General features: G+C 42.3%; 18 protein-coding genes, 1 other RNA gene and 2 other annotated features (1 of these 21 running past the window's edge). Of the genes, 14 read left to right on the forward strand and 5 right to left on the reverse strand.

The genetic code is table 11. The features are described 5' to 3' along the window. Positions 1 to 83: 83 nt before the first annotated feature. The 5 genes from M2369_RS01275 to M2369_RS01295 all read left to right on the forward strand — a co-directional run bounded on the left by M2369_RS01275 (position 84) and on the right by M2369_RS01295 (position 4,812). Positions 84 to 254, forward strand: a complete 171-nt coding sequence (locus M2369_RS01275) for a YrzK family protein (protein WP_003216250.1) — start codon at positions 84 to 86, stop codon at positions 252 to 254. A gap of 58 nt (positions 255 to 312) precedes the next feature. Continuing rightward, positions 313 to 552: a binding site (T-box leader), on the forward strand. Between the two features lie 73 nt (positions 553 to 625). After that, entirely contained in the window at positions 626 to 1,900 is a 1,275-nt protein-coding gene (gene hisS, locus M2369_RS01280; protein ID WP_008342721.1) for a histidine--tRNA ligase, read from the forward strand. A gap of 18 nt (positions 1,901 to 1,918) precedes the next feature. Then, positions 1,919 to 3,697 carry an aspartate--tRNA ligase gene (gene aspS, locus M2369_RS01285; protein ID WP_026050119.1) on the forward strand — a complete coding sequence of 593 codons (1,779 nt, stop codon included), beginning with the start codon at positions 1,919 to 1,921 and terminating at the stop codon, positions 3,695 to 3,697. 77 nt (positions 3,698 to 3,774) lie between these two features. Next, positions 3,775 to 3,955, forward strand: a non-coding RNA gene (gene ssrS / locus M2369_RS01290) — 6S RNA. A 92-nt stretch (positions 3,956 to 4,047) separates the two neighbouring features. Continuing rightward, positions 4,048 to 4,812, forward strand: coding sequence for a tRNA threonylcarbamoyladenosine dehydratase (locus M2369_RS01295; RefSeq protein WP_008342718.1), 765 nt, complete (start codon positions 4,048 to 4,050; stop codon positions 4,810 to 4,812). 32 nt (positions 4,813 to 4,844) lie between these two features. On the opposite strand, the gene M2369_RS01300 is transcribed toward M2369_RS01295, so the two are convergent. Further along, on the reverse strand, positions 4,845 to 6,110 hold the full coding sequence (locus M2369_RS01300; RefSeq protein WP_008342715.1) for a replication-associated recombination protein A: 1,266 nt from the start codon (positions 6,108 to 6,110) through the stop codon (positions 4,845 to 4,847). A 207-nt stretch (positions 6,111 to 6,317) separates the two neighbouring features. On the opposite strand from M2369_RS01300, the gene cymR reads away from it, so the two are divergent. The 8 genes from cymR to M2369_RS01340 all read left to right on the forward strand — a co-directional run bounded on the left by cymR (position 6,318) and on the right by M2369_RS01340 (position 13,137). After that, complete coding sequence (gene cymR, locus M2369_RS01305; protein ID WP_008342713.1) at positions 6,318 to 6,737, forward strand: cysteine metabolism transcriptional regulator CymR; 420 nt, start codon at positions 6,318 to 6,320, stop codon at positions 6,735 to 6,737. Positions 6,738 to 6,755: 18 nt separating this feature from the next. Further along, positions 6,756 to 7,898 carry a cysteine desulfurase family protein gene (locus tag M2369_RS01310; RefSeq protein ID WP_024718375.1) on the forward strand — a complete coding sequence of 381 codons (1,143 nt, stop codon included), beginning with the start codon at positions 6,756 to 6,758 and terminating at the stop codon, positions 7,896 to 7,898. 95 nt (positions 7,899 to 7,993) lie between these two features. Further along, on the forward strand, positions 7,994 to 9,112 hold the full coding sequence (gene mnmA / locus M2369_RS01315; RefSeq protein WP_008342709.1) for a tRNA 2-thiouridine(34) synthase MnmA: 1,119 nt from the start codon (positions 7,994 to 7,996) through the stop codon (positions 9,110 to 9,112). Between the two features lie 61 nt (positions 9,113 to 9,173). Continuing rightward, positions 9,174 to 9,827: a tetratricopeptide repeat protein gene (locus M2369_RS01320; protein ID WP_041506815.1), complete on the forward strand. Its 654-nt coding sequence runs from the start codon at positions 9,174 to 9,176 to the stop codon at positions 9,825 to 9,827. A 19-nt stretch (positions 9,828 to 9,846) separates the two neighbouring features. Continuing rightward, a complete protein-coding gene (gene recD2, locus M2369_RS01325; protein WP_041506816.1) occupies positions 9,847 to 12,231 on the forward strand; it encodes an SF1B family DNA helicase RecD2 in 2,385 nt (794 codons plus the stop codon). A gap of 90 nt (positions 12,232 to 12,321) precedes the next feature. Continuing rightward, entirely contained in the window at positions 12,322 to 12,780 is a 459-nt protein-coding gene (locus M2369_RS01330; protein ID WP_041506817.1) for a PRC-barrel domain-containing protein, read from the forward strand. A gap of 13 nt (positions 12,781 to 12,793) precedes the next feature. Next, positions 12,794 to 12,985: a hypothetical protein gene (locus M2369_RS01335; RefSeq protein WP_003216308.1), complete on the forward strand. Its 192-nt coding sequence runs from the start codon at positions 12,794 to 12,796 to the stop codon at positions 12,983 to 12,985. Positions 12,986 to 13,005: 20 nt separating this feature from the next. After that, positions 13,006 to 13,137, forward strand: coding sequence for a YrzQ family protein (locus M2369_RS01340; RefSeq protein ID WP_008342695.1), 132 nt, complete (start codon positions 13,006 to 13,008; stop codon positions 13,135 to 13,137). A 38-nt stretch (positions 13,138 to 13,175) separates the two neighbouring features. Here M2369_RS01340 and M2369_RS01345 read toward each other — a convergent pair whose 3' ends face one another. The 4 genes from M2369_RS01345 to M2369_RS01360 form a co-directional block, all read right to left on the reverse strand. Then, entirely contained in the window at positions 13,176 to 13,826 is a 651-nt protein-coding gene (locus tag M2369_RS01345; RefSeq protein ID WP_008342693.1) for an amino acid ABC transporter permease, read from the reverse strand. Between the two features lie 15 nt (positions 13,827 to 13,841). Then, positions 13,842 to 14,495: an amino acid ABC transporter permease gene (locus M2369_RS01350; protein WP_007501460.1), complete on the reverse strand. Its 654-nt coding sequence runs from the start codon at positions 14,493 to 14,495 to the stop codon at positions 13,842 to 13,844. A gap of 80 nt (positions 14,496 to 14,575) precedes the next feature. Continuing rightward, a complete protein-coding gene (locus tag M2369_RS01355; RefSeq protein WP_041506818.1) occupies positions 14,576 to 15,385 on the reverse strand; it encodes a transporter substrate-binding domain-containing protein in 810 nt (269 codons plus the stop codon). A 14-nt stretch (positions 15,386 to 15,399) separates the two neighbouring features. Then, complete coding sequence (locus tag M2369_RS01360) at positions 15,400 to 16,128, reverse strand: amino acid ABC transporter ATP-binding protein (RefSeq protein ID WP_007501456.1); 729 nt, start codon at positions 16,126 to 16,128, stop codon at positions 15,400 to 15,402. Positions 16,129 to 16,352: 224 nt separating this feature from the next. Between M2369_RS01360 and M2369_RS01365 the strand changes: the two genes are divergently transcribed. Continuing rightward, entirely contained in the window at positions 16,353 to 17,417 is a 1,065-nt protein-coding gene (locus M2369_RS01365; protein WP_017358104.1) for an AI-2E family transporter, read from the forward strand. 43 nt (positions 17,418 to 17,460) lie between these two features. Next, positions 17,461 to 17,476, forward strand: a binding site (T-box leader) (it continues 192 nt past the right edge of the window).

Consider the following 17,476-nt stretch of genomic DNA (forward strand, 5'->3'; position numbering starts at 1 on the left):
GGATGAATTCCTTGCAGTTTCCCTAATAAAATTGAATCAATCTGTTTATACTAGATAAAAATGTGATAAAAGGATGTACAAACATGAGATTAAGCAGAAAATTAGGACGAGTGCAATATAATGGACATCGTGATATCGACCGCTGGCAGCACGACGAAATGGATCAACCAGGCTTCCTTGAAGAAACGGCATCTGAATACGGATGCACGTCAAAAGAAGAGCTGGAAAAGAAAAAGAGACACGGCAAGGGTTGACAGAGTGGCAGCACCGACCTTATTATAATATAAATCAACACACTTGAAAATTTAAAATGTGGAACTGATGATAGAGAATAGTAGGGTAAATTGCGTGAGCAGAGAGGAATCGCCTTAGGCTGAAAGCGAATCCGCATGGCATTTATCACGAAAGAACACTCTGTAGGTTTCCTGCTGAACACTCAAAAAATGAGTCATTAGGCGGAGAACGTGAATCTGCGTTAAGGATTTGAGCGGGAACATGGCTAGATCATGTTCCAACTAGGGTGGCACCACGGGTATAACTCTCGTCCCTACTATACACATAGTAGAGGCGGGGGTTTTTTATATGTCCACATAAAAAATGAATGATGGTCGTAGGAGGACGAAAAATGAGTTTTAATATTCCAAGAGGCACACAGGATATTTTACCGGGAGAATCAGAACGCTGGCAGTATGTTGAACAAATTGCGAGAGATACATGTGCAGCCTTTCAATACAAAGAAATCCGCACACCGATTTTTGAGCATACAGAACTGTTTGCACGAGGAGTAGGCGAGTCAACAGATATCGTTCAAAAAGAGATGTACACATTTGAAGACAAAAAAGGACGTAGCATCACACTTCGCCCAGAAGGAACAGCTTCAACTGTCCGTTCTTATGTTGAAAATAAACTGTTTGCACAGCCTGCACAGCCTACAAAGCTGTACTACATTGGACCAATGTTCCGCTATGAGCGTCCGCAAACGGGAAGATATCGTCAATTTTATCAATTCGGAATTGAAGCGATCGGTTCAAAAGATCCTGCCATTGATGCAGAGGTCATTTCATTAGCGATGAGTGTGTATGAGAAAGCAGGTCTTTCCAACTTAAAACTCGTCATTAACAGCCTTGGTGACAAAGAAAGCCGTGCAGATTACCGTCAAGCACTTGTCGAGCATTTTGAACCAAGAATTGATGAATTCTGTCACGACTGCCAAATTCGTTTACATCAAAATCCATTACGTATTCTTGATTGTAAAAAGGACCGCGATCACGAACTGATGGCAACGGCACCATCCATTCAAGATTACTTAAATGAAGAATCACGGACTTATTTTGAAAAAGTAAAACAATACTTAACCGATCTAGGCATTGAATATGTCGTCGATCCGAACTTAGTGCGCGGTCTTGATTATTACAATCACACTGCCTTTGAGATTATGAGTAATGCAGAAGGCTTTGGCGCGATCACAACATTAGCCGGCGGCGGCCGTTATGATGGACTTGTTGAAGGAATTGGCGGTCCTGAATCACCAGGTATCGGCTTTGCGATGAGTATTGAACGTTTCCTATCAGCGATTGATGCAGAGAAGATTGAGCTTCCTGTTCAAGACGGCATTGATTTATATATTGCGGCATTAGGAGATCAAGCAAAAGATTATGCTGTTGGCTTATTGAATCGCCTAAGAAAAGAAGGCATTTCAAGTGAAATGGACTATACAGGGAAAAAGCTAAAAGCACAATTTAAAGCGGCAGACCGCTTGAAAGCCAAGTTTATTGCAGTTCTTGGTGAAGATGAGCTGGCGCAGCAAATTGTAAACGTAAAAGATACGACAACGGGTGAACAAATTGAAGTGAAGCTTGATGAGCTGATTCAAATGATGAAAGCCCACCAGAAAGCGTAAAGAAGGAGTGGAATGTTTGTGTTTGGTAGAACTTTTTATTGTGGAGAAGTAACAGAAGACCAAATCGGTCAAACAGTTGTATTAAAAGGATGGGTACAAAAACGTCGTGACCTTGGCGGATTAATCTTTATTGACCTGCGTGATCGTACAGGCATTGTGCAAGTTGTCTTTCATCCAGACCAATCAAAAGAGGCTCTTGAGACAGCAGAATCGATTCGGAATGAATATGTCCTTGATATTAAAGGGACAGTGGTCGCAAGAGAAGAAGCCACGATCAATCCAAATTTAAAAACAGGCAAAATTGAAATTCAAGTCGACACAGTCACTGTTTTAAATGAAGCCAAGACGCCTCCATTTGTGATTTCTGATCAAGCAGATGAGGTATCAGAAGATGTGCGCTTAAAATACCGCTACCTAGATCTTCGCCGTCCTGCGATGTTTGAAACGATGAAAATGCGACATGAAGTCACAAAAGCATTCCGCCATTTCTTAGATGATCACGGCTTTCTAGACATTGAAACGCCAATTTTAACAAAAAGTACGCCAGAAGGTGCGCGTGACTATCTTGTGCCAAGCCGTGTACACGAAGGAGAATTCTATGCGCTGCCGCAGTCTCCGCAATTATTTAAGCAATTGCTCATGGTGTCTGGGATGGACCGCTACTATCAAATCGCTCGCTGCTTTAGAGATGAAGACTTGCGTGCTGACCGTCAGCCGGAATTTACACAAGTCGATATTGAAATGTCCTTTATGAGCCAAGAAGACATCATGACGCTTGCTGAAGAGATGATGGCAAAGGTGATGAAAGATGTCAAAGGTGTTGACCTGACATTGCCATTACCTCGTATGACGTACGATGAAGCGATGAATTCCTATGGTTCTGACAAGCCAGATACCCGATTTGACATGAAGCTTGTCAACATTTCAGACACGGTAAAAGACTCAGATTTCAAAGTCTTCAGCGGTGCTGTAAACAATGGCGGAGCTGTCAAAGCGATTAATGTCAAAGGGGCTGCAGCAAACTACTCAAGAAAAGACATCGATGCACTTGGTGCATTTGCAGCGAACTATGGTGCAAAAGGTCTTGCTTGGCTAAAAGCTGAAGGGACAGAGTTAAAAGGACCAATCGCTAAATTCTTTGATGAGTCAAAACAAGCAGAATTAAAAGAACAGCTTCAAGTTGAAGAGGGAGACCTTTTACTTTTTGTCGCTGACAAAACGTCTGTTGTCCATGATGCGCTTGGCGCACTTCGTTTAAAACTTGGCAAAGAGCTTAAACTCATCGATGAGTCTGTCTTCAATTTCTTATGGGTAGTCGATTGGCCGCTGCTTGAAAAAGATGAAGAAGAAGGCCGCTTCTATGCTGCTCATCATCCTTTCACAATGCCAGTTCGTGATGATCTTGAATTAATTGAAACAAGTCCAGAAGATATGAAAGCTCAAGCGTATGATCTTGTGCTGAACGGCTATGAGCTTGGCGGAGGTTCTATTCGTATTTTTGAAAAGGACATTCAAGAGAAAATGTTTGGTTTACTTGGCTTTTCTAAAGAAGAAGCGTACGATCAGTTCGGCTTCCTTCTTGATGCATTTGAGCATGGTGTGCCTCCGCACGGCGGAATTGCGCTTGGACTTGACCGCTTAGTGATGCTGCTTGCCGGCCGATCTAACCTAAGAGATACCATTGCGTTCCCGAAAACGGCAAGTGCAAGTTGTGTTCTCACAGATGCTCCTGGCACTGTAAGCGCAGCGCAGCTAGATGAACTGAGTTTGGCTATTAAAACAAAAGTAAAACAGTAAAATAGGCGCATGTTTATAGGCATGTAAACGCTTGAAAAAGGGACATGCCTATGATATGCTTTCATCAACCAATAAATAAAGTCCTGATACGTACGGTGGTTACCTAGTTTTGACCGAACATTTTTTTCTACGGGAGCTTGCCTTTCCTTTCTGCATAAATGCCTCTTCTGAGGACTTATAAAGTGAGGAAGAAAGCACCCACCTGCATGGTGCGGGGTTCAAAACGAAGGAAAAGCTGGCGGCGTGATCGGGACTTTTTTGTGTTTTTTTCTATTTGAGAAGGATGACGGAGAACTCTGAATATGATATGATTCTTTCGATTCATTTTAAATAAAGGTGGAGTGAGGCACTTGTTACATCAGTTTTCAAGAAACGAGCTTGCCATTGGCAAGGAAGGCTTAAATATATTAAAAAACAGTACAGTTGCAGTGCTTGGAGTAGGCGGCGTAGGTTCTTTTGCAGTAGAAGCTCTTGCTCGTTCAGGTGTTGGCCGTATTGTTCTTGTTGATAAAGATGATATTGATATTACAAATGTAAACCGGCAGCTGCCAGCTCTGCTATCAACGGTTGGTCAGCCTAAAGTTGACTTAATGCAGGCAAGAATTGCTGACATCAACCCAGAATGTGAAGTTGTTGCGCTCAAAATGTTTTATACAGAAGAAACATATGAACAATTCTTTGAGTATCCACTTGATTATGTCATTGATGCATCAGATACAATTCATTATAAAATTCATTTAATGAAAGAGTGCCTGAAACGCGATGTTAACATTATTTCGAGTATGGGTGCTGCAAATAAAACAGATCCGACACGGTTTAAAATTGATGACATCTCAAAAACACATACAGACCCAATTGCGAAAGTCGTCAGAACACGCCTGCGGAAGGAAGGCATTCGTAAGGGAATTGAAGTTATTTTCTCTGATGAAAGTCCGATTGTCATTCGTGAAGATGTGAGAAAAGAAGTTGGAAATGATGAAGCGAAAATTCGTAAGGCACAAATGCCGCCATCATCCAATGCATTTGTTCCATCTGTGGCTGGACTGATCATGGGTGGTCATGTCATTATGAAACTGTTAAAAGACATTCCGATTACACGTGTGAAAGATAAATAAATAGCCCGCCTGCTTAGAGCAGGGGGCTTTTTTTATTTTTGCCGTCTTAAATTTTCATACACTTGCTTTAGTGCACCTTCAAATTTTCCAGTTTGCTTTGGTTCATAATATTGCTTGTTTTTCAGCGGGTCAGGTAAATATTGCTGCTTCACCCAGCCATTTTCATAATCGTGCGGATATAAGTAATCGGCGCCCCTTCCAAGTGCTGCTGCTCCTTTATAGTGGGCATCTTTTAAATGAACGGGAACTTCACCAATTTTCCCCGTGCGAATATCATGCAGTGCCGCATCAATCGCTTGGTAAGCGGAGTTTGACTTTGGAGAAAGACACAGTTCAATCACGGCATTAGCGAGTGGAATTCGTGCTTCTGGAAAACCAACTCTCTCAGCTGTTTGAACAGCGCTTAACACACGTGGCCCTGCCTGCGGACTGGCTAGGCCAATATCTTCATAAGCCATCACAAGTAATCGTCTCGAAATGCTTTCGAGATCTCCCGCTTCAATCAGTCTTGCAAGGTAATGAAGCGCAGCATCTGCGTCAGATCCTCTAATGGATTTTTGAAAAGCCGAGAGGACATCATAATGGGCATCACCGTTTTTATCATGCGAGAAGCTCTTTTTTTGTAAACATTCTTCTGCTGCAGCTAGAGTGATCGTGATCTGTCCAGATTCATCCGCTTTTGTCGATAAGACGGCTAGTTCAAGTGCATTTAAAGCGGAACGCACATCTCCTCCGCATCCATTTGCAAAATGATTCATTGCCTCCTCATCAACTTTGACGGAATAACCGCCAAGCCCGCGATGTTCATCCTGTAAAGCTCGAGATAATGCAGCTTTAATTTGCTCTGTTTCCAGCGGCTTCAGCTCAAATATTTGTGTCCGGCTGCGGATGGCTGGGTTAATCGCATGATACGGATTAGCTGTTGTCGCGCCAATTAAAATGATCATGCCATTTTCTAAATACGGAAGAAGAAAATCCTGCTTCCCTTTATCGAGTCTGTGGACTTCGTCTAAAATCAAGATGACCTGACCACTCATTTTCGCTTCAGCGGCGACAGCTTCCATATCTTTTTTGTTATGAATCACCGCATTCAATGTACGGAAGGCAATGCTTGTACTGCCAGCGATTGCAGTTGCAATGGATGTTTTGCCGATTCCCGGCGGTCCGTATAAAATCATCGAGGACAAATGTTTTGCCTCGACCATTCGTCTAATAATTTGACCTTCCCCAACGAGATGCTCCTGCCCAATAATGTCTCCAATATGACTTGGGCGCATCCGATACGCTAAAGGTTTCATGATTATCTCTCCTAAAGCAATGTCTTGTTTGTATAGAGTACCGAAATTTCTTCAAATAGAAAAGGGATGCGTCCTCGTTTTGAGCTCAGAACCCGCAAATGAAAGTTGGCTAAAAGTATGATATAATTGCTTTTGGTCTATATAAGCGTATATGAAATCAGAAAAATAATTGATGACATAGAAATAGAAAACGCAGAGGTGTTTAACTTGAAAATTTCTACTAAAGGCAGATATGGTCTGACGATCATGATCGAATTAGCCAAAAAACATGGCGAAGGCCCTACATCATTAAAATCAATCGCTCAAAACAATGATTTGTCTGAGCATTATTTAGAGCAGCTTGTATCACCACTTCGCAATGCACGTCTTGTGAAAAGTATCCGCGGAGCGTATGGCGGCTATGTGCTTGCCCATGAGCCAAACGAGATTACAGCCGGTGATATTATTCGTGTATTAGAAGGACCTATTAGTCCTGTTGAAGTGATTGAAAACGAAGAACCAGCAAAGCGTGCACTTTGGATTCGTATTCGTGATGCAGTAAAAGACGTACTGGACAATACAACTCTTGAAGACTTGGCAAGCTATAAAGATGACGAGGATCAAGAGGCGTATATGTTCTATATTTAGATCAGAGGTGTACCGTAAATGGAACGTATCTATTTAGATCATGCAGCCACAACGCCGATGGATCAACGGATTGTGGACAAGATGATGCCTTACTTTACAGAGATATTTGGCAATCCCTCTAGTATTCATTCATATGGGCGCGAGGCAAGAAAGTGGCTCGATGAAGCAAGGGAAGTCATTGCAGGAGAATTACACTGTAAGCAGCAGGAGATCATCCTCACAAGCGGAGGAACAGAGGCAGACAACTTGGCCATTACAGGTGTGGCAATGGCAAGGCAGCATGAAGGAAAACATATCATCACAACAAAAACTGAGCATCATGCAGTGCTGCATACATGCGAACGCTTAGAGAAGCTTGGTTTTGATGTGACGTATTTAGATGTGGATCACACTGGATTGATTCATCTTGATCAATTAAAACAAGCACTAAGAGACGATACAATTCTTGTGACCATCATGTATGGCAATAATGAAACGGGTGTGATCCAGCCAATTAAAGAAATTGGTCAACTTTTACACGAACACACTGCTTATTTTCATACAGACGCTGTACAGGCATTTGGGACAATATCAATTGATGTCACAGAACTTCATATCGACCTCTTATCTGCGTCCGGTCATAAACTAAATGGCCCGATGGGAACAGGCTTTTTATACGTGAATGAGCGTGTGAAACTTTCACCGCAGCTATTCGGAGGAGAACAAGAAAGAAAACGCCGTGCTGGCACTGAAAATGTGGCGGGAATCATTGGGCTTGCAGAAGCAGTTCAATTAACAAAGCAAAATAGAAGAGAAAAAGCAGTGCATTATGGTAAGCTCAAAGAAGCGATGCTGCAAGTATTCGAAGAGGAATCACTCAATTTCTCTATCAATGGACATCCGAAAGAGACATTGCCGCATATTTTAAATGTCCACTTCCCGGGCGTTTCTATTGAATCGTTACTTGTAAACTTAGATATGGAAGGGATTGCTGTTTCGAGCGGGTCAGCATGTACGGCTGGATCTGTCCTTCCTTCGCACGTATTAAGCGCCATGTATGGTGAAGAAGCAAAAGAGCTGACATCCTCAGTCAGAATTAGCTTCGGTCTTGGTAATGAAGAGGAACATGTAAAGCAGGCGGCGTATAAGATAGCGGCTGTCGTCAAACGCCTAGCCAAATAAATGCTCCCCTTTTGTTCGTGTGTGAAAAATGAAACAGCTAGGCACCTGAAGAACGAAACGCGCACGTTGTTTCATTGAAATTGGAGTTGATGAAGATGACAAAAAGACCTGAAGACACAAGAGTTGTGGTCGGTATGTCCGGAGGCGTCGATTCATCAGTTGCTGCGCTCATGCTAAAGGAGCAAGGCTATGATGTGATCGGCATATTTATGAAAAACTGGGATGACACAGATGAAAATGGTGTATGTACAGCAACGGAGGACTATGAGGATGTCATTCGTGTTTGTAACCAGATTGGAATCCCATATTATGCAGTGAATTTCGAGAAACAGTATTGGGACAAAGTGTTTCAATATTTTCTTGATGAATATAAAGCAGGCAGAACGCCGAATCCAGATGTCATGTGTAATAAAGAAATTAAGTTCAAAGCATTTCTTGAGCATGCATTGTCGCTTGGAGCGGATTATTTGGCAACAGGCCACTATGCCCGTGTCGACAGAACAGGCGATGAAGTGAAAATGCTAAGAGGTCTTGATACAAACAAAGACCAAACTTATTTCTTGAATCAGCTGACTCAAGAACAACTTGATAAAGTATTGTTCCCAATCGGCGATTTAGAGAAAAAAAGAGTGCGTGAATTAGCGAAAGAAGCAGAGCTCGCAACAGCAACGAAAAAAGATTCTACGGGCATCTGCTTTATTGGGGAAAGAAACTTTAAAACGTTCCTTAGCCAATATTTGCCTGCACAGCCCGGTGTGATGCAGACAATGGACGGAGAAGTAAAAGGTGAACATGATGGACTCATGTATTACACGATCGGTCAACGCCAAGGACTTGGCATTGGCGGAAGCGGTGATCCGTGGTTCGTTGTTGGGAAGGACTTAGAGAAAAATATCTTATTTGTTGAACAAGGCTTCCACAATCCGCTTTTATACTCTGAAAGTATTTCAGCTGTTAACATCAGCTGGACGCGTCCTCATATTGTCGGCGAAAACGGTGAACTCACATGCACAGCGAAATTCCGATACCGTCAAGAAGACCATCATGTAAAAGTCAAAATGACAGGTGAGCAGGAAGCAATGGTGATCTTTGATGAACCCGTTCGTGCTGTCACTCCAGGACAAGCTGTTGTTTTTTATGATGGCGAAGAATGTCTTGGCGGCGGGACCATTGACGATGTCTTTAAAGATGGCCAAAAGCTGTCGTATGTGTAACATGTGTTAAAAACCTCAACGTCGCTGTTGAGGTTTTTTAATGAAAGGATGAAGAGAGCGAATGAATCATAACGAAATCGGTATTGAAGCTTTAAATCAAGGGAACATCGAACAGGCAGCTGAAGCTTTTACGAAAGCCATTGAAGAAAGCCCAAAGGACCCGGTTCCATATATCAACTTTGCGAATTTACTTTCAAGTGTTCATGAATTTGAACGTGCTTTGAACTTCTTTCAAAAAGCCATTGAACTTGATCATACAGCAGCTGCAGCCTATTACGGAGCAGGAAATGTTTACACGATGAAAGAAGACTTTATGAAAGCGAAAGACTATTTTGAGCAAGCGCTACAAGCTGGAATGGAAAACAGTGATTTGTTTTATATGTTAGGGCAGACACTGATGAAATTAGAGCAGCCAAAGCTTGCGATGCCTTATCTTCAGCGTGCAGTTGAGCTAAACGAAGAAGATAACGAAGCAAGATTTCAATTTGGCATGTGCTTAGCGAATGAACATCTGCTGGAGGAAGCGGTCGCAGTCTTTACTGAAGTGATTATGCGAGATCCGCAGCATGCAGACGCCTTTTATAATGCAGGCGTTGCGTATGCGTATTTAGAGAAAAAGGACGAAGCGCTTGAAATGCTAGGAAAAGCCATTGACGTGCAGCCTGATCATATGCTTGCATTGCATGCGCAAAAGCTGATTCAAGAGGCAGAATAACCGGAAGGAGGGAAGACCTGTGCAGGAACATCCAGATCAAATGAAGCTTGAAGATGAACCGTTTTTAAAAGGGACGGTTCAAGCCGTTATTTTCCATAACGAAAGTAATTTATACTCTGTGTTAAAAGTAAAAGTCATTGAAACATCAGAGAATTTAGAGGAAAAAACAGCATCTGTCACAGGCTACTTCCCAGCACTTCATGAGGATGAAACCTACACCTTCTATGGCAAAGTCACAAGTCATCCGAAGTTTGGCGAGCAGTTTCAAGCCACTCATTTTCAAAAGGAAGTCCCTACAACAAAGCAAGGCATCATTCATTATCTCTCTAGTGACTTGTTTGAAGGGATTGGAAAAAAGACGGCGGAAGAAATCGTCGGCAAGCTTGGCAATCAGACGCTTCATCAAATTATGCGTGATCCGTCTGTGTTGTATGACGTCCCTCGCCTGTCAAAAAAGAAGGCAGATAAGCTGGCTGCCGCACTTCAAGAGCATCAAGGGCTTGAGCAAATCATGATTAGCCTGAATCAATATGGTTTTGGTCCTCAGCTTAGCATGAAGATTTACCAAGTATACGAGAGTGAAACCTTGCAGAAAATTGAAGAAAACCCTTATCAGCTCGTCAAAGACGTCGAGGGGATTGGATTTATTAAAGCAGATGAACTCGGCGCTAGAACAGGGATATCTGGAAATGATCCAGACCGCATTCGTGCAGCCCTTTTGTATACCGTTGAGACAGCAAGCCTGCAGGACGGTCATACGTACATACAAACGAAAGATCTGATTGTCGAGACCCGTAAACTGCTGAATCAAACCGGTAATGACTACAAAGTGACTGAAATGGACGTTGCCAATCAGATCATTGCACTTGGTGAAGGGAAAGACATGATTATTGAAGATGAGCGCTGTTATCATCCGTCGCTCTTTTATGCGGAGCAAAGTGTGGCAAAACGCATTCAAAAAATTGTCGCTCAAACGGAATATGCAGATCAATTTCCTGAATCAGAATTTCTGCTTGCACTCGGTGAACTGGAGGAACGGCTTGGTGTCCAGTATGCACCAACCCAAAAAGAAGCCATTCAAAAGGCACTCATGTCTCCAATGCTGCTTTTAACAGGCGGACCGGGTACAGGGAAAACGACGGTCATTAAAGGGATTGTCGAGCTTTACAGCGATCTTCACGGCGTATCTCTTGACCCGGGTGATTATAAAAAAGATGAAGCATTTCCGTTCGTGCTTGCCGCACCAACTGGACGTGCTGCGAAACGAATGACAGAATCCACTGGACTTCCTGCTGTGACCATTCACCGGTTGCTAGGCTGGAATGGATCAGAAGGCTTCTCACATGATGAAGACCAGCCGATTGAAGGGAAGCTTGTCATCATTGATGAATCGAGTATGCTGGATATTTGGCTGGCGAACCATTTGTTTAAGGCGATCCCAGATCATATTCAAGTCATTATGGTTGGAGACGAACATCAACTTCCATCTGTCGGACCTGGTCAAGTGTTAAGAGACCTGCTTGCGTCACAAGCTATACCGGCAGTGACACTAACTGATATTTACCGGCAGGCAGACGGTTCAACAATTGTTGAGCTTGCGCATGATATGAAAAATGGTGTTTTGCCAAAGGATATTACTGCACGCTCGAAGGATCGATCCTTTATTCAATGCTCTAGTGACCAAATGAAAGAAGTCATCGAGAAAGTGGTCAGCAATGCTGCTCAAAAGGGTTATTCAGCAAAGGACATTCAAGTGCTTGCCCCGATGTATAAAGGAAAAGCAGGTATTAATGAACTGAATAAAATGCTTCAGCAAATTTTGAATCCTAAAAAGCCAAAAGGAAGAGAAATTCCTTTTGGTGATGTCGTCTACCGGACAGGTGATAAGGTACTTCAGCTTGTCAATCAGCCCGAGAATAACATTTTTAATGGAGATATTGGCGAAATTGTCTCGATCTTTTATGCGAAAGAAAACACGGAAAAAGAAGATATGGCGGTCATCTCCTTTGATGGAAATGAAATCACGTTTACGAAAAAAGATTTTCATCAATTTACACACGCTTATTGTTGCTCGATTCATAAATCCCAGGGCAGTGAATTCCCAATCGTGGTGCTGCCAGTCGTAAGAAGTTATTATCGAATGCTTCGAAGAAATTTGCTTTACACGGCCATTACACGAAGTAAAAAGTTTTTAATTTTGTGCGGGGAGGAATCAGCATTAGAGTGGGGCGTGAAAAATAATGAAGACTCCCTCAGACAAACATCTTTAACCATGCGTCTTACTGAAAAGGGAGAAATCATGGACGCTGAGCTAGCAGCCCTCCAAAAAGAACTTCCTTTCAGCGTACACGATGCCAATATTGGCATGGAGGGAATCACCCCGTTTGATTTTATGCAAGAGTAAATGGCTTCCTTCATGGAAGCCATTTCTTCGTATGAGTCATAGAGGAAACGCACACGATAAGACTGTTCCGAAAAGGTGGTTGATCACATTTTGAGAACATGTCGAGAGCTTGAAGGACTGACGATCTATACAGACGAGCTGTCTCATTCACTTGGGGCGATCAAAGATATTTGCTTTTTAGCCGGCGGCAGCTGCGGGGGATATGTTTTAGATGGGAAAAAGAAAGACTGTGCTTTCATCCCATTCTCAGCTGGCGACAAACTGACAGACAAAGGTCTATATGTGAGCTGCCAGAAGGGCATCGAGATAGATACCTCCGCCCCATCCTTCTTCTTTTCGAAATTAAAAAAGAAAATGATCCGTACGCCAGATGGTGAAACATTAGGTGTTTTGGAAGATGTATACTTTTGTACAAATTCGGGCACAATCGTAGCATATGAACTCTCGGACGGCTTCTTTACAGAGCTATCAGGGATTCGAAAGCAGCTGCATGCTGCCGGAACCTTGATGGATGTTCAAAAGGAAGCACTTGTTCTAAACCGAACGTAAAGAGGTGCTGAGTATGCTCATTTGCCCAAATTGCAAATGTAAAGACATCGGAAAAATTGGGGTCAATCAATATTATTGCTGGGGCTGTTTTATTGAATTGACACTGTCAAAAGGCAAAATATCTACTCACCAAGTGGAGGAAGACGGTACACTAAGCAGTTTAGACGACCTGTTTAGTGACGATGAACGTTCAATTCAACTATAAGTGTTAAGGGGGAATTTCGAATGGGCAAAATGACTTCTTCACTATTAACGCTTGGTGCAGGTGCACTCGCATATCACTTTGCAAGTCGATATGATATGCCATCTAAGCGGGATATGAAAAAGATGAGAAAACGAGTTATGCGAATGCTTTAAACAAAAAGGGACATCCACCATGAGCGGATGTCCTTTTTTTATGCCTGCCTGTACTCTAATCTCCGTGCAAGTATAGACAAGCTGAAGTTCACAACAAAATACATCATGGCCGCCAAGAGGAAAATAGGAAGTAAATAAGATTGGCTTTGACCATTTAAAATCTGCGCGTGATGCAATAACTCTGGAAGGGCAATCACAACGGCAAGCGATGTATCTTTTAAAAGAGAAATAAATTGACTGACAATCGGCGGTACCATTCGGCGTAACGCCTGTGGCATGATAATCATTTTTAATGTTTGAATATAGGTTAAACCAGAGGATCTAGCCGCTTCGATTTGTCCTTTATCAATTGATTTTAATCCGCTGCGAATGATTTCTGACAGCATGGCAGATTCAAACACGGTTAAAGCCGCAATGGCAGAGGCTGTAATACTCAGCTTAATGCCGATTTCAGGCAGAGCGAAATACGTAAAAAAGATGATCAGCAAAAGCGGCAGGTTCCGAACGGTTTCCACAATGACCGCAAGCACCTTTGATAAAATAGGGATTTGTGCGAACCTCAATGTGCCAACGACTAATCCGATGATAAAGCTTAAAATGATGGAGATAAAAGCCACTTTTAAGGTGACAGCAAATCCTTCAAGTAAAAAGGCGAGATGATCGGGCTGGTAGGCACCTATAAAATCCATTGTGTTTCCTCCTTTCTAGTGGCTTCGGGCTAATCTTTTTTCTAAATAACCAACGCCTAGACTAAGCGGAATGGTCAATAGAAGATAGAACATGGCAACAAAGATGTATACATCAAATGTCACAAATGTTCTCGAAGCGATAAGGTCTCCTTGGTACATCAGATCAAACCCTGCAATGACACCTAAAATAGACGAGTTTTTCACAAGGTTGATAAATTGATTCCCAAGTGGTGGAATGACAATTTTGATTGCCTGCGGCAGAATAATATATCGCATCGTTCCGCCATATGACAGACCAGAAGCTCTAGCTGCTTCCATTTGTCCAAGCGGTACAGCTTGTATACCTGCACGAATGGCTTCAGCGATAAAAGCAGACGTATAAATGGAGAGGGCAATGGTTCCTGCTGTAAAGCCATCTGCCACAATGCCAAGTACCGGTAAACCAAAAAAGAACACAAAGGTGATCAATAATAACGGAATATTCCGAATAAATTCCACGTAAGCCGTCCCTAACCAGTTGAGCGGCCTTAGTGGCGCAATTCTCATAATGGCAATGAGTGTACCGATGAAAAAGCTTCCAATCAACGCAATGACACTTGCACCAATCGTATATTTAAACCCTTCTAAATAAAGATGGAAGTTCTCAGTTAAAATGGAAAACCGCAGCAATCAGTTCACTTCCTTCCTAATCAACAGAGGAGCCGGCAAGCGGCTCTCCTGAGGGTGTTGAGATTGATCGAGTCAATTGATTATTCTTTGATCCATTTTTTATGAATCTTGTCATACTCTCCATTATCTTTTAATGCCTTTAACGCTTTATTAATGGCTTCTGTCAATTTTTCATCGCCTTTTTTCACAGCGATGCCATAAGGCTCATCGGTAAATGTTCCGCCAACGACTTCATAATTTGAATCTTCGTCTGCCATGCCAAATAAAATTGCATTATCAGTTGTCAGAACTTGCCCTTGATTTGATTTTAAGGCTGTAAAGGCTTCTTGGTAATTTTCAAATTCTAAAACGGATGCTTCTGGTGCTTTTTCGCGAATGTTTTGAGAAGAAGTGGACCCTTTCACTGCAAGCACCTTCGTACCTTTTTTAAGATCATCAATCGATTGAATGTCGCTGCCTTTTTTCACAAGCAGTGATTGTCCTGCTTCAAAGTAAACATCTGAGAAATTGACCTCTTTTTTACGCTCTTCTGTGATCGTCATTGTGGCAACAATGGCATGAATATCTCCTTTTTGCAGTAAAGGAATCCTTGTTTTAGATGTTACTTCTTTAAATTCTGCTTTTCCTTCATCACCGAGCATTTCTTTAGTGATCGCTTTTGCGATATCAATATCAAACCCTTCAATATCCCCGCTACTAGGATTTTTTAGACCGAATAAACGAGTATCGTTTTTCACACCGAAAACGATTTTTTTGTCTTTCTTAATGGCTTCTAATGAGCTGCCTTGTTTTGCATCGGTTGAGCCTTTCTCGGCAGATCCGCAAGCAGCGAGAGCGATCATACAGCAAGTCATCAACAGTAATAGGCCAAAGCGTTTCATTTTTTTCATCAAATTCATTCCCCCTAGTGATTTAAAATACGGCTTAAAAAGAGCTGAGCGCGTTTCTCGCGCGGTTTTTCATAAAAGGCAGCTGGTGTAGATTCTTCAAGAATTCTTCCTTCATCAATAAACACAATACGGTCTGCGACTTCACGGGCAAACCCCATCTCGTGCGTGACAACGACCATTGTCATTCCTTCCCTTGCCAGCTGTTTCATCACATCTAGCACCTCACCAATCATCTCTGGATCAAGAGCTGATGTTGGTTCATCGAAAAGCATGACCTCAGGTTTCATTGCAAGTCCCCTTGCGATTGCCACACGCTGCTGCTGTCCTCCTGAGAGTCTAGAAGGGTAGGTGTCTGCTTTTTCAGGAATGCCAACTTTATTTAAATAAAATTCAGCTGTTTCCTTTGCTTCTTCTTTGCTCACTTTTTTAACCTTCATCGGTGCAAGCATAATGTTTTCAAGCACCGTCTTATGCGGATAAAGATGGAAGTGCTGAAACACCATCCCGATATTTTGCCTGATGAGATTGATGTTGGTTTTCGGATGCTGAACAGACACTTGATTGACAAGGACTTTTCCTTCATCAATGCTTTCAAGACGATTGATACATCTGAGCATCGTGCTTTTTCCAGACCCTGAAGGACCGATGATCACAACAACCTCACCTTTTTGAATATGTAGGTTAATGTCCTTAAGTACATGGAACTGGCCGTAATGCTTGTTGACTTCTTCGAATGTGATCATGAAGAACCTCCTCTTCTAATGATTGAGCTAAAGCGGATTCTAGCATAAATGAGGCAAAAATAAGAAAATAATGGAATGTTTTCTAACGAGATTTTACAGCAAACAGTGACTTTGGATGGAGCCGTATGTTTCATGTGTATTCATTTTTAACAAAGTTAGGACAAATTTTATTTACATGGATAATTGCAGAAGTTGGTTAAACAATAAGAAGAGAGGTGAAAAAGGTGAAGAAACGTCCGATCGAGTTTCTAATATATGCTGCAGGTGTACTGCTTGTCCTTGCGTCTTTACTCATTTTGGTTCAGCTCGACGAGTTATGGATGCCTATTTTTTTATTGCTCAAAGCGGTTTTGATCCCGCTTCTTATCGCTATTTTTATTTCTTATCTTCTTTATCCCATTGTTGAAAGACTACATAAGCGAGGTTTGCCAAGGACGGTCAGTCTCTTATTGATATATGTGCTGTTTTTTGGCGGCATTGGTTTGGCTGTGTATAAAGGGGCACCGGTTTTAATCGCTCAGTTAAATGAATTGTCGGAGCAAATTCCCATGCTTGCCGAAACGTATAATGGTGCTTTATCACATGTTCATCGTCATACAAGCCACTGGCCTGATGGACTACATGAACGACTGGATCGTTTTATTGTCCAATCTGAGACGTATGCCGCAAATGGGGCAGAGCGGATGATTCTTAGCTGTAAAGTACTGCTTGATTACGCCTTAGTTGCTGCACTTATTCCTTTTCTTGTCTTTTATATGGTGAAAGATATGAACACGATGAAGCGGGCAGCATGGTATTTAACCCCGCCAAGCTTCCGAAAAAGGGGACATGCCTTTGTGAAAGCAGTGGATGACTCACTTGGGGATTATATTAGAGGGCAATTGCTTGTCTGTTCTTTAATTGGGGGAGCTGCTGCCATTGTTCTTTGGCTGTTTCATATTCCATATCCGCTTGTACTAGGTATGTTAATCGGTGCAACGAATGTCATTCCGTATTTTGGCCCGATTATTGGAGCGATTCCAGCTGTCTTTATCGCTTTTACCATCTCAGTGAAGTCAGTGATCATTGTGCTAATTACAGTAGCCGTGCTTCAATTTTTAGAAAGCAATGTACTGAGTCCGATCATTGTCGGGAGAAGCCTGCATATGCATCCTGTCGTAATCATGCTGGTGTTACTCGCTGGAGGTGAGCTGTTTGGCTTGATTGGAATGATTTTAGCCGTGCCGTCCGCAGCCATTATGAGGGTCATCATTGTGCAATATATTCACATGAGACGAAGCGTTCATTGACAAGACGAGCCGAGTTGTCTATAATAATTTCGATTCATACATATTGAATTCAATGACGG

Origin of the sequence: Bacillus sp. JUb11 (assembly GCF_024807925.1) — a bacterium.
Lineage (GTDB): Bacteria > Bacillota > Bacilli > Bacillales > Bacillaceae > Bacillus > Bacillus altitudinis.